The following is an 11,912-nucleotide window of genomic DNA, read 5'->3' as shown; positions in this document are numbered from 1 at the left end:
CCCATGCATCGCGCGAGGACCGCGACGCGATCATGAAGAAGGTGATGGAGGATCCGCGCCTCAAGCACGATATGGAAACGATGCCGTTCGATGGGAAGCGCATGATTTATGGCGGCTTCCGGACGATCGTCAGCAGCTGAGAGGGATGGGTGACTATGAGCTATGAGGGCAGTTGCCACTGCGGCAAGGTCGCCTTTTCGGTCGAGGGAGAGGCTCCTGAGCAGGCGATCGCGTGCAACTGCTCGCATTGCCGGCGCAAGGGCTTCCTTCTGAGTTTCGTGCCCGCAGCGCAATTCACGCTGCTGCGCGGAGCGGACAGGCTCAAGACCTATCTCTTCAACAAGCATGCCATCGAGCATCGATTCTGCACCGAGTGCGGCACCCAGCCCTTCGCCATGGGCAAGATGCCCGATGGCAGTGCGATGGCGGCAATCAACCTGCGTTGTGTCGAGGCGATCGACCTCGACGCGCTGGAGCTTCAGAAGGTCGACGGAGCGAGCTTCTGATGGGTGGCGCGATCCATGTCGGGGTGGGCGGCTGGACCTATGAGCCGTGGCGCGACAATTTCTATCCCAAGGGCCTGACCCAGTCGCGCGAGCTCGACTATGCCAGCCGCAAGCTGACGGCGATCGAGATCAACGGCACCTATTACGGAACGCAGAAGCGCGAGAGCTGGCGTAAATGGACGGCAGCTGTGCCCGACGGCTTTTGCTTTACCGCCAAGGCGTCACGCTATTGCACCAACCGCCGCGTGCTGGCCGAGGCGGGGGAGTCGATCGCGAAATTCCTGGGACAGGGCCTGGCCGAACTCGGACCGAAGCTGGGGCCGATCCTCTGGCAATTCGCTCCGACCAAGGTGTTCGATCGCGACGATTTCGCGCGCTTCCTCGATCTGCTGCCGTCAGAGCAGGAGCAGGTTCCGCTGCGTCATGCGCTGGAGGTGCGCCACCCGAGCTTCGTCGACGCGGCCTTCGTCGACCAGGCACGCGAGCGAGGCTGTGCGATCGTGTTTGCCGATCATCCCGACTATCCGGAGATTGCCGATCTCACCGCCCCGTTCGTTTATGCGCGTCTGCAGAAGACCGTAGCAGAAGAAGCTACGGGCTATTCCCCGGACCGGCTCGATCATTGGGCCGCAGTCGCGCGGGCCTGGGCCGGCGGAGCCGCGCCGGAGGGGCTGTCCTATGCCGGCGATGGAGCAGCCGGCGTCGGCGCACAGCGAGACGTCTATCTGTTCGTGATATCGGGGGCGAAGGAACGCAACCCTGCCGCGGCGATGGCGCTGATCGAGCGTCTCGGCTGAGCCTGGCCGATCAGGCCGGCTCCACCTCGCGCACCATGTCGAACGCCTCCGCCACGATGCGATAGGAGCGCAGGCGCTTCGCATGGTCGGACATGATGTTGACGAGCATCATTTCCTGCGCGCCGTAAAGCTCGGCCACCTCCTCGACGGCGGCGCGGACGCCGGGGCCGTCGCCCAGCAGCATCCGCCGGTCGCGGCGCGATACGCCGGGATTCTCTGCGGCCCATTTGCGGGCCGTCTCGACCGAGGGAACGCGGATCGTCTGGCCGCGCATCAGATGCGCGAACATCATGCCGAAGGGGAGTGCCAGATCCTCCGCCTCCGCCCGATCCTCAGCCGCGATCGCCCAGCTGGCGACCATCACATAAGGCTCGGCGGCCCAGCGCGACGGCTGGAAAGCCTTGCGATAGATGTCGGCAAGCGGAACGGCGTGCGGGTTGATGAAGTCCGCGATGCAATAGGGAAGCCCCAGTTCGCCCGCCCATTGAGCGCTATCGGGCGAGGATCCGAGCATCCATGGGTCGGGCGACCCTTTGGTGCCGTCGGGCAGCGACCCGGCGAGCGGGGCGAAGGGATGATCGTCGGGCAGGCTGTCGGACAGGTAAGCGAGCAACTCGGCGACGCTCTGCGGAAAGTCGTCGGGGGCGATCCGCCGCGAGCGGTCGCGCTGGAGCGCATAGGCGGTGCGCTGATCGGAGCCCGGCGCGCGGCCGAGGCCCAGGTCGATCCGTCCCGGTGCGATGGCGCCCAGCAGGCGGAAGGTCTCGGCGATCTTGAAGGGGGAGAAATGCGGCAGCATGATTCCGCCCGAGCCGACCCTGATCCGTTCGGTCGCCAGCGCCACCGGGCCGATCAGAACCTCCGGCGCGACTCCGACGATGCTTAGCGAGGCGTGATGCTCGGCCAACCAGTAGCGGTCGAAGCCCAGCGCATCGCACAGCTGTGCGAGTTCGATCGTGTCGCGGACGGTCTGCGCGGCGTCGCTGCCCTCGGGCACTGGCGACTGGTCGAGAACCGAAAGACGAAAGGGGGCAGGGCTGGTCATCGACAGGAGATAGGGTGTCGGGCGGCTCCTTCCAACCGCCCGGCCTTCCGCATCAGCGCTTGGCCTTCCAGGCCTTCACCGCTGCCATCGTTCCGCTGACATGCCCCGCCACGCTCATCGCCGAATGGGTGAAGATCACCTTGCCGTTCGGTGCGATGACATAGGATGTCCGATTGGTGCGACCGGTGACGTTGGGCAGCAGGCCGGATTCGAGCGCGACGTCATAGCCCTTGATCATGGGCTTGGTGGCGACGCCGACCGCGAACTTGTTGCGACACTCCTCGACCGAGAATTTGTTGAGCTTCTCGATCGGATCGGCGGCCATGCCGATCACGGTCGCGCCCATCTTGGCGAAGTCGTCGGTCGCCTCGGCGAACTCATGCGCCTCCACGGTGCAGCCCGAGGTGAAGGCGGCCGGAAAGAAATAGAGGACGACCGGCCCCTTCTTGAGCGCTTGCGCGAGGGAGAAGTCGAAATCCTTGCCTCCGAGCGAGGCGCGGGTCTCGAACATTGGCGCCTGCGCGCCGACCTTGAGGGCGGCGGTCGCGGGCGCGGCAGCGGCAAAGGTCAGGGCGAGGCCGGCCAGCCCGGTCAGCGATTTGAACAGAGCACGCATCTAAATCTCCTCGGAAAGTCCGTAGAGTAGCCGCTCGCTGCCGGGCGTCCAGCATGTTCGTTCGTGCAGGTCCGCCAGCTGAGTTCCATCAAGCCCTTCAGCCCTGTCCGGGCAGCAGCGCGGCGAGACGTGGCGCGGGGGTAAAGAAGGCATCGCCCGGCATGACGAATCGCACATTGCGGTTCAGGAAGTCGATCGATACCCGGTCGAACAGCTTGAGCGCGTCCATGCCGAGCAGTAGCGATGGCCGCTTGTCGAGGCCGAGCCGGTGGAAGATGCGCGCGTCGGCAAAGGCGATCGGCATGTTGTTGAGCGTTACTCCGCCCAGCCGGATCAGCCGCATCGAACCGTAATCGGCCGGGGTCTGTGCGCCGGTCACGCTGGTGATGCTGATCGGGACGACAGGTGTCAGGCGACCCCTTTGTTCAAGCCTCTGGCGCAGCGCGGGATTGCCGATCGACACCGCCGTGCCGGTGTCGATAATGACGTTGACCTTCTGGCCTTCGACCTCGGCATCGACCAGCACCAACTGACCGAGGCGTCGGCGCGCCGTCACCACGATCTCGTCGTCGTACGACTGCGGACGTCGGGGCGCATCGGCGATCGTCATCCGCATTGCCCGGAAGTCGAGCGTGACCTTCTTGGTCTGGAGGCTGTCTATGCCGAGCATGCCGACCGCCCCCAGATGCTGCTGCGCCAGCAGGGGCGCCTCGAACCGGCCCATGCGGGTCCGCGACGAGGCCAGAGCGAGACCCGGTACGATGGCGGTTTCGACCTGATCTTCGCCAGCGATGCTGAGCAGGGTAACGCTTTCGGACGGTGCAAGGGTCAGCCGCTCGGCCAGCTCGCGCGAGATCACGGTGCGTTCGGCACCGGTGTCGACGACGAAGGCATAGGGGCCGGATCCGCCGATCGTGACCGGCACGGTGAGCCGCTGGCTCAAATCTTTTCCGCCCTGGACCTGCTCTATCGCAGCGGTGTCCACCGGCTGAGCCAAGGCTGCACAGGGCATGGAGCAAGCGATTGTAACGGCTAGGAATCTTTCGCGGGCAAACTGTCGCATGGCGTGGCCCCTCTCCTGTTATGGCCCGCAGACTATGCCTTTTCGGCACCCTTCACAATCTCCGCTGCGGGAACCCGAGGCCGCATTTCCGGGTTCTGGCCCCCGGTAGTTAACAGTGGAGTAGCGAAGGATGAGGAAACTGATTCTGACCGCCGTCGCCGCCGCAGCGATGACCGCAACGGTCGCCCCGACTGCAGCATTTGCCGGTGACGAAGACGAGGCGCGGGTGGCGATCGCCGCGGCGCGTGCCAAGATCGACGCCGCCGACAAGGCGGGCGTGGGCGGCAATGCCGCCGACGTGCTCAGCCGCAGCCGTGCGGCACTCGATGAGGCCAATGTCCAGTTCAAGAAGGACGAGGACCGCGCAGCGCGAGCGATGGCCAATGAAGCCGAGGCACTGGCGGATCTCGCCACGGCGACCGCCGAGATGCGCCAGCTCGAGACCGAGCGCGCCAAGCTCGCCGCGAACTGAGCCGATCGTCAGAGGGAGATCTAAGATGAACAAGTTCATGCTGACGCTGGCGGGTGTCACCGCGCTGGCAGGCTTCGCCACTCCGGCGCTGGCCGACAAGACCGACAAGCTGGTCACCGATCAATATCGCGAGAAGATTGCAGTGGCTCGTGCCGAGCCGGGTGTCGCCGAGTTCGGCGGCGCCTATCTCGATCGCGCGACCGATCGCATCGCGAAGCTCGACAAGAAGCTCGACAACGACAAGGCTGGCCAGGCCAAGGCCGTCGCCGGCGAGATCGACGCGCTGATCGAAACCGCGCGGACGCGCGCCAAGATCGCGATGATGAAGAAGGATCTCGAGGTCGCCAAGGCGGACTCGGCAGCCCGCACGACCGCCGAAGTCGCCGCCGCCCAAGCGGCAGCCGCCAACGCTCAGGCCGATGCTGCCGCTGCGCAGGCCGAGGCCGCGCGGCTTCGTGACCAGATGAAGGAGTATCAGCTTCGTCAGACCCAGCTCGGCGCGACACTGGTCCTTCAGGACGTCGTGTTCGAAACCGGCAAGGCCGATCTGAAGCCGGGTGCGGCACAGCGCCTGCAGCCGCTGGCCCAATATCTGCAGGCCAATCCCGAGGTGAAAGTCCGCATCGACGGTCACACCGACTCGCAAGGCAGCGATACCTATAACCAGCAGCTGTCCGAGGCCCGTGCCCAGTCCGTGCGGACTGCGCTGGCTTCGATGGGCATTGCCGGTGATCGCATCACCGCGATCGGCCATGGCGAAAGCGAGCCTGTCGCCGACAACAAGGACGTTGCCGGTCGCCAGCAGAACCGCCGCGTCGAAGTAACGCTGGTCGGTCAGCAGGCCGCGTCTTTCGCGGCGCTCCGCTGATCCATCGGGCCGGGTAGCCGGCCCCGGTTACAGCTTCTGCCCGCGAGAGCGGGAATTCTGTTCAGACGCAAAAGGGCTTCGGTCCGGCGCCGGAAGAGAATTCCCGCTTTCGCGGGTTTCTCTTTTTCGCCAAGGCTAAGCCGTGCCGGTCCTTTTCATAGCCCGTTCCCTCAGCGGAACCATCGCTCGCTCCGCTTGTTTCCGCCCGCACGAAACAGGTTTTATGTGCGAAACGACAGGCGCATTTCAGCGATGAAATCCTCCGTCAAAAATGTCCGATAGAAGCACCACCATGATCACCCGCGCCCGCCCCCTGCTGTCGCTGCGCCTGCCCCTGCTCATAGGGCCGGTGTTGTTGTCGGCCTGCAGCGTCGGACCCGATTATCGTCCACCTGCCGTTTCCGCGCTCAAGATCCCGGACCAGTTCGCCTCGTCCGGCACGATCGCGGCCGACCAGGATATGGTCGATCTGGCGCGCTGGTGGGACAGTTTCGAGGATCCGGTTCTCTCCCAGCTGGTCAATCGCGCCTTCACGGCCAATCTCGATATCGGTGTCGCGGCCGCCCGTCTGCGGCAGGCGCGGGCGACGTTGCGCGGTACGCAAGGTCAGGCACTTCCGACTGCTGGCGTCAGCGGCTCGGTCACGCGCAGCGTCGGGGCCGACGCCCGCTCGATCATCGATCCGACGACCGGCCAGACCCTGACCAGCGGTGGCGACACGACCATCTATCGCGGGGGCTTCGACGTCGCGTGGGAGGCCGACATTTTCGGCGGCATCCGTCGTTCGATCGAGGCCGCACGGGCCTCGGCGGAATCGAGCGCGGCCAATCTGCGCTTCACCCAGGCGAGTGTCGCCTCGGAAGTCGCGCTCAACTATGTCCAGGCGCGCCTCGCCCAGATCCGCCTTCGGATCGCGCGCGAAAATCTGTCGGCGCAGGACGAAACGCTCGAACTGGTAGGCTGGCGGCGTCAGGCCGGGCTGGTCTCTAGCCTCGACTATGAACAGGCCCGCCAGTTGCGCGCGCAGACGGCGGCGTCGATCCCGACGATCGAGAATGACTACAATACTGCCGTCAACCGGATCGCGGTCCTGCTCGGCGAGGCACCCGGCAGCATCACCCCGCTGATCGATCCGCCCTCGTCGATACCGCTTGCCCCCGGCGTCGACGCCCCGATTCCCGCACAGGTCATCGAACGTCGCCCCGACGTCGCCGTCGCGGAGCGGACCCTGGCGGCGGAAGTGGCCCGGATCGGCGTGCAGAAGGCGCAGCTTTACCCGGCGCTGCGCCTGTCCGGATCCTTCTCCGGCTCGTCGACGTCGATCGGCAATTTGATCAGCGATGGCCTCGGAAGCCTGGTCGCAGGCATCACGGCGCCGATCTTCCAGGGCGGGCAGATACGGGCCGCCATTCTCGGCCAGCGCGCGTCTGCCGACGCCGCTTTCGACAGCTATCGTCAGACGGTGCTGACCGCGCTGGAGGAAGTCGAAAATGCGCTCAAGGGCCGCGAGGTCGCCGAACGGCGTGAGGCCGATCTTTCGGTCAGCTATGAGGCTGCCAACAGCGCCGCCTCGATGGCGCGGCTGCAATATCGTTCCGGGCTCATAGATTTCCAGTCGCTGCTCGATGCCCAGCGCACGCTGCTGTCGAGCCAGGACGCCTCGGCCACCGCCCGCGCCACCCGCGCCACCGCCACGATCCAGCTCTACAAGGCGCTGGGCGGCGGCTGGCAAAATGCTCCCATTCCCGCGCCCGGCCCCTATGAGGCCGGCCACATTGCCTCCAGTGGAACCGCATCCCGATGAGCGACTCCGACAAGAAGCCCGATCACGACCTCGACGAATTTCTGGGTGTCGAGCCTACCTCGCCGCGCGCGATCCTGTTCCGGCGGATCGGCATCGGTCTCGCGGTGCTGGTCGTCGTCATCATCCTGTGGCGGCTGGTCGTCGGTGGCGACGACAAGGTTGCCTATGCGACCCGCCCGGTCGAACGCGGCGACCTCACGGTGGTCGTGTCGGCGACGGGCAATCTCGCGCCGACCAACCAGGTGGAGGTCGGCTCGGAACAGTCCGGCACCGTCATGGAAGTCTATGTCGACAACAACGACGTCGTGAAGAACGGCCAGCTGCTGGCGAAGATCGATCCGCAGCGGTTGGAAGACGCGGTCGTGCAGGCGCGCGCTGCGCTTGCCTCCGCCGAGGCGAGCGTCCAGCAGGCGGAGGCGACCGAGCAACAATCGCGCGCGACGCTGCGACGACAGGAGCAGGTCTGGAAATTGTCGGGCGGCAAGGTGCCCTCGGCGGCCGAACTCGACGTGGCGCGCGCCGATCTGGCCCGCGCCACGGCTGGCGTAGCGACCGCACGCGCATCGGTCGAGCAGGCCCGCGCCAGCCTGTCGTCGGCCGAGGTCGCGCTTTCGCGCGCCTTCATCCGCTCGCCGGTCAATGGCCAGGTGCTGTCGCGTTCGATCGAGCCGGGCCAGACGGTCGCCGCCTCGTTCAACGCCCCGGTGCTGTTCACCATCGCCCAGGATCTCCGCCAGATGCGGCTCGAGGTGAAGGTCGACGAGGCCGATGTCGGGCAGGTCAAGAAGGGCCAGAAGGCGAGTTTCACCGTCGATGCCTTCCCCGGTCGGACCTTCCCGGCCACCATCGAACGTGTCGATGTGGGCGCCAATGCCACGAGCACGGGTTCCAGCTCTTCGTCGACGAGCAGCACGACGGCCACGACCAGCGGCGTGGTCTCCTATACCGCGCGTCTGACGGTCGATAATGCCAATGGTCTGTTGCGCCCGGGCATGACGGCGACCGCCGACATCGTCACCAGCGAAAAGAAGGGCGCGCTGCTGATCCCGGTCGCTGCGCTGCGTTTCAGCCCTGACGCCAAGGCTGGCGGGTCGAGCGGTGGCGGGTTGACCAGCGTGCTCGCGCCCCGCCCGATGCGGCGTGGAGGCGGTGGCGCGCGCGAGGCGACGATCGGGCGCGGCAGCAAGCAGACCGTCTATATCGTGTCCGGCAGCGGTGACGCGCCCAAGCCGATCGACGTGGTGATCGGCGAGAGCAATGGTTCGCAGGCTGAAGTCGTGGGTGGTGATCTGAAGCCCGGGATGCAGGTCGTCATCGGTCAGTTCGCCGGTGGTGCTGGCCGTCCCGCATCTGGTGGGTCGCGCAACTGATGCCCGGAAACGTCGCGTCGGGCGAGACGCTCATCTCGCTGCGCGGAGTGCGCAAGATCTTCGGCGAGGGCCCGACCGCCTTCGCCGCGCTCAAGGGCGTCGACATCGACATCGCCAAGGGTGATTTCGTCGCGGTCATGGGTCCGTCGGGGTCGGGCAAGTCGACCACGATGAACATTCTCGGCTGCCTCGACGTGCCGACCGAAGGCGAATATCTGTTTCGCGGCTATCATGTCGAACGGCTCGACCGGGACCAGCGCGCCTTGCTTCGTCGCCGCTATCTCGGCTTCGTCTTCCAGGGGTTCAACCTGCTGGCGCGCACCTCCGCACTCGAAAATGTCGAGCTTCCGCTCGTCTATCGGGGCGAGGAAAAGGCTGCACGTCGCGAAGCGGCGATGGCCGCGCTCGACAAGGTCGGGCTCGCCGACTGGTGGGATCATACCCCGGCCGAACTTTCGGGCGGACAGCAGCAGCGCGTTGCGATCGCGCGGGCGATCGTGACCCATCCCGACGTGCTTCTGGCGGACGAGCCGACCGGCAATCTCGACACCGAGCGGTCGATCGAGATCATGGAACTGCTGACCGACCTCAACCGCAACAGCGACATCACCGTGCTGATGGTGACCCACGAGTCCGACATGGCCGCCTATGCGCGGACGATCATCCATTTCCGCGATGGTCTGGTCGAGCGGATCGAGACGGGAAAGAAGGCGTGATGCCGGTCCAGCTTGCCTCGGGAGTATATCGCTGATGTGGGCCACGACCTTCCTGCTCGCGCTCCGCGAGATTCGGCGCCATCTTCTGCGCTCCTTCCTCACGATCCTCGGCATCGTCATCGGCGTCTGGGCCGTGGTGACGATGGTCACCCTCGGCAATGGCGCGACGGCGGCGGTGAAGGAGCAGATATCGAGTCTCGGCGCCAATGTGCTGCAGGTCCGGCCCGGCCAGGGCTTCGGGCGCGGTGGCGGCGGCCCCCAGCCGCCCGATTTCAAGATCGAGGATATCGACGCGATCCGCAGCCAGATCGTCGGGGTGACGGCGGTCGCTCCGCTGGTTCAATCGAGCGGTACCGCCGTCTACAACGCGGCCAACTGGTCGACGACCATCAACGGCACCAACCGCGACTATTTCGTGGCGCAGCCCTGGACCTTTACCGGCGGGCGCATCTTCAGCGAGGCGGAGGAGCAGGCGGGCAAGGCCGTCTGCATCATCGGCAACACCGTGCGCACCCGGCTGTTCCGTGACGAGGATCCGGTCGGCAAGCGCTTCCGGATCAAGAACATCTCGTGCGAGATCATCGGTACGCTCGCGTCCAAGGGGCAGGGCGGCTTCGGCAACGACCAGGACGACATCGTGCTGATGCCCTACAAGGCGGTGCAGCGGCGGATGACCGGCAGCCGCGACGTGCGGACGATCATGGTATCGGTCGATGCCAATTATGACAGCCAGGCGATCCAGTCGTCGCTGCGCGACCTGCTGCGCCAGCGCCGCCATCTGAACGCGACCGCCGAAGACGACTTCAACATCTTCGACACGCGCCAGATTTCCGAGACGTTGCAGGGGACGACCCAGATCCTGACCTCGCTGCTCGGCGCGGTGGCGGCGGTCAGCCTGCTCGTCGGCGGGATCGGCATCATGAACATCATGCTCGTGTCGGTCACCGAGCGGACCCGCGAGATCGGCATCCGCCTCGCCATCGGCGCGGTTGCGAGGGAGGTGCTGCTCCAGTTCCTCGTCGAGGCGGTGACGCTGGCCTGCCTGGGCGGACTGCTCGGACTTCTCCTCGCGCTCATCTCGACGCTGGCGCTCGCGCCGGTGCTCAAGGTGCCCTTCATCTTCGATGCGCAGATCAACCTGATCGCCTTCGTCTTCTCTGCGCTGATCGGCGTGGTGTTCGGCTATTTTCCGGCGCGGCGGGCGGCCTCGCTCAATCCGATCGAGGCGTTGCGGCACGAATGAGACGCATCCTTGCCCTGCTCCTGTTGGCTGGAATCGCTGGCACGGCATCCGCGCGCAAGGAGGCGCCAGCCACGCCCTGCACGGAGCCTTTCCGCCAGCCATTGTTTATCTCGCCGATCGGCGAGCCCTTCCGCACGAAGGACGACGCCGACCAGCCGCTGCGCCGCTGGTTCGATCAGGCCGATCGCGACCATGACGGTCGGCTGACCCAAGCGGAAATGCTGCTCGACGCCGACCGCTTCTTCGCGACCATCGACAAGGATGGCAGCGGCGAGATCCTGCCCGACGAACTCATGGCCTATGAACTGAACGTCGCGCCCGAAATCCGGCTCTACCAGTTTCGTGGCGAACCACGCAGTACCTCCGGCGGAAACACGCCGCCTCCATCGACTGCCAAACCCGCGAAGTCGGGCGGCAAGCGACCGACACCGCCCGACTTCGGCGGTGCGGCAGGGGCCGGGCGCTATTCCTTTCTCAACGTCCCGAACCCGGTCGCCTCGGCCGACCGGGATTTCGACCGCGCCATTTCGCTGCGCGAATATCGTGCGGCTGCGGCCGAGCGCTTCCGCGATCTCGACAAGGACGGAAGCGGTTATCTGATGCTCGCCGATCTGCCCCGGACCCCGGCCCAGATCGTCGCCAACGCGCAGTGCGTGGAGCGGGTCAAGGACAGAGCGAAAGAAAGACGCAAATGAGTGCCGGCGATCCCCTGATTTTGGTCGTCGACGACGATGCCGATCTGCGCTCGCTGATGACCGATTTCCTGCGCGGTAATGGTCTGCGCGTCGAAAGCGCCGCCGACGCGACAGAAATGGACGCACTGATTTCGGCCGAGCGGCCCGATCTGATCGTTCTCGACCTCATGATGCCGGGAGAAGATGGCTTGTCGATCCTTCGCCGTCTGCGCAAGCCGGGAAGCCCCGGTATCATCATGCTCTCCGCCATGGGCGAGGACACGGACCGCATCATCGGCCTCGAGGTCGGTGCCGATGACTATCTGGCCAAGCCCTGCAATCCGCGCGAGTTGCTGGCCCGCATCCGCGCGGTGCTGCGTCGCAAGAGCGAGGAGGCGGCCGCCGCGACGCAAGGGGCGGTGCGCCGTTTCGGAGCGTGGACGCTCGACATCGTCCAGCGCGAGGTGCGCCGCATCGGCGCGGCACCGGCGCCCCTCACCGACGCCGAATTCCGGGTTCTGGCCGCCTTCCTCGACCGGCCGCAACGCGTGCTCAGCCGCGACAAGCTGATCGAAGCCGGCAAGGGCCTCGACAGCGACGTGTTCGACCGCGCGATCGACGTCACGATCAGCCGCCTGCGCAAGAAGTTGGGGCCCGACGATCCGATTCGCACGATCCGTAACGAAGGCTATATGTTCACCCTCAAGGTCGAGGGCGAATGACGGCGCGGTTGCGCCC

Annotated in this window: 14 protein-coding genes; 11 read left to right on the top strand and 3 right to left on the bottom strand. The window is 65.9% G+C overall.

The features are described 5' to 3' along the window. The 3 genes from KAY22_RS18605 to KAY22_RS18595 all read left to right on the top strand — a co-directional run. Positions 1 to 140 (top strand): DUF1428 family protein (locus tag KAY22_RS18605; protein WP_296624786.1); only part of this gene is annotated, 140 nt, incomplete at its 5' end. Between the two features lie 15 nt (positions 141 to 155). Further along, positions 156 to 506 (top strand): GFA family protein, encoded by a 351-nt coding sequence (locus KAY22_RS18600; RefSeq protein ID WP_296624785.1) that lies wholly within the window; start codon positions 156 to 158, stop codon positions 504 to 506. Further along, positions 506 to 1,303, top strand: a complete 798-nt coding sequence (locus tag KAY22_RS18595) for a DUF72 domain-containing protein (protein WP_296624784.1) — start codon at positions 506 to 508, stop codon at positions 1,301 to 1,303. The genes KAY22_RS18600 and KAY22_RS18595 overlap by 1 nt, the downstream gene beginning before the upstream one ends. Positions 1,304 to 1,313: 10 nt before the next feature. Here KAY22_RS18595 and KAY22_RS18590 read toward each other — a convergent pair whose 3' ends face one another. From KAY22_RS18590 to KAY22_RS18580, 3 genes are all read right to left on the bottom strand, one after another. Then, the gene (locus KAY22_RS18590) at positions 1,314 to 2,348 is read right to left on the bottom strand and encodes an LLM class flavin-dependent oxidoreductase (RefSeq protein WP_296624783.1); all 1,035 of its coding nucleotides are present in this window, start codon (positions 2,346 to 2,348) and stop codon (positions 1,314 to 1,316) included. A gap of 52 nt (positions 2,349 to 2,400) precedes the next feature. Continuing rightward, positions 2,401 to 2,964, bottom strand: coding sequence for a peroxiredoxin (locus KAY22_RS18585; RefSeq protein ID WP_296624782.1), 564 nt, complete (start codon positions 2,962 to 2,964; stop codon positions 2,401 to 2,403). A gap of 97 nt (positions 2,965 to 3,061) precedes the next feature. Further along, positions 3,062 to 3,907 carry a retroviral-like aspartic protease family protein gene (locus KAY22_RS18580; protein ID WP_296624781.1) on the bottom strand — a complete coding sequence of 282 codons (846 nt, stop codon included), beginning with the start codon at positions 3,905 to 3,907 and terminating at the stop codon, positions 3,062 to 3,064. Positions 3,908 to 4,157: 250 nt separating this feature from the next. Here KAY22_RS18580 and KAY22_RS18575 point away from each other — a divergent pair, with 250 nt between their 5' ends. The 8 genes from KAY22_RS18575 to KAY22_RS18540 all read left to right on the top strand — a co-directional run bounded on the left by KAY22_RS18575 (position 4,158) and on the right by KAY22_RS18540 (position 11,896). Then, entirely contained in the window at positions 4,158 to 4,499 is a 342-nt protein-coding gene (locus KAY22_RS18575; RefSeq protein ID WP_296624780.1) for a DUF4398 domain-containing protein, read from the top strand. 25 nt (positions 4,500 to 4,524) lie between these two features. Beyond that, entirely contained in the window at positions 4,525 to 5,367 is an 843-nt protein-coding gene (locus tag KAY22_RS18570; RefSeq protein ID WP_296624779.1) for an OmpA family protein, read from the top strand. A 292-nt stretch (positions 5,368 to 5,659) separates the two neighbouring features. Next, a complete protein-coding gene (locus KAY22_RS18565; RefSeq protein ID WP_296624778.1) occupies positions 5,660 to 7,171 on the top strand; it encodes an efflux transporter outer membrane subunit in 1,512 nt (503 codons plus the stop codon). Further along, positions 7,168 to 8,541: an efflux RND transporter periplasmic adaptor subunit gene (locus tag KAY22_RS18560; RefSeq protein WP_296624777.1), complete on the top strand. Its 1,374-nt coding sequence runs from the start codon at positions 7,168 to 7,170 to the stop codon at positions 8,539 to 8,541. The genes KAY22_RS18565 and KAY22_RS18560 overlap by 4 nt, the downstream gene beginning before the upstream one ends. Further along, on the top strand, positions 8,541 to 9,257 hold the full coding sequence (locus tag KAY22_RS18555) for an ABC transporter ATP-binding protein (RefSeq protein WP_296624776.1): 717 nt from the start codon (positions 8,541 to 8,543) through the stop codon (positions 9,255 to 9,257). The genes KAY22_RS18560 and KAY22_RS18555 overlap by 1 nt, the downstream gene beginning before the upstream one ends. A gap of 34 nt (positions 9,258 to 9,291) precedes the next feature. Next, the gene (locus KAY22_RS18550) at positions 9,292 to 10,500 is read left to right on the top strand and encodes an ABC transporter permease (RefSeq protein ID WP_296624775.1); all 1,209 of its coding nucleotides are present in this window, start codon (positions 9,292 to 9,294) and stop codon (positions 10,498 to 10,500) included. Further along, positions 10,497 to 11,195: an EF-hand domain-containing protein gene (locus tag KAY22_RS18545; RefSeq protein WP_296624774.1), complete on the top strand. Its 699-nt coding sequence runs from the start codon at positions 10,497 to 10,499 to the stop codon at positions 11,193 to 11,195. The genes KAY22_RS18550 and KAY22_RS18545 overlap by 4 nt, the downstream gene beginning before the upstream one ends. Next, positions 11,192 to 11,896: a response regulator gene (locus KAY22_RS18540; RefSeq protein WP_296624773.1), complete on the top strand. Its 705-nt coding sequence runs from the start codon at positions 11,192 to 11,194 to the stop codon at positions 11,894 to 11,896. The genes KAY22_RS18545 and KAY22_RS18540 overlap by 4 nt, the downstream gene beginning before the upstream one ends. Positions 11,897 to 11,912: the final 16 nt, after the last annotated feature.

This window comes from Rhizorhabdus sp. (assembly GCF_018006725.1).
GTDB lineage: Bacteria > Pseudomonadota > Alphaproteobacteria > Sphingomonadales > Sphingomonadaceae > Rhizorhabdus.
The sequence above is the reverse complement of the archived record's forward strand: the minus strand, read 5'-3'. Positions and strand labels throughout refer to the sequence as shown.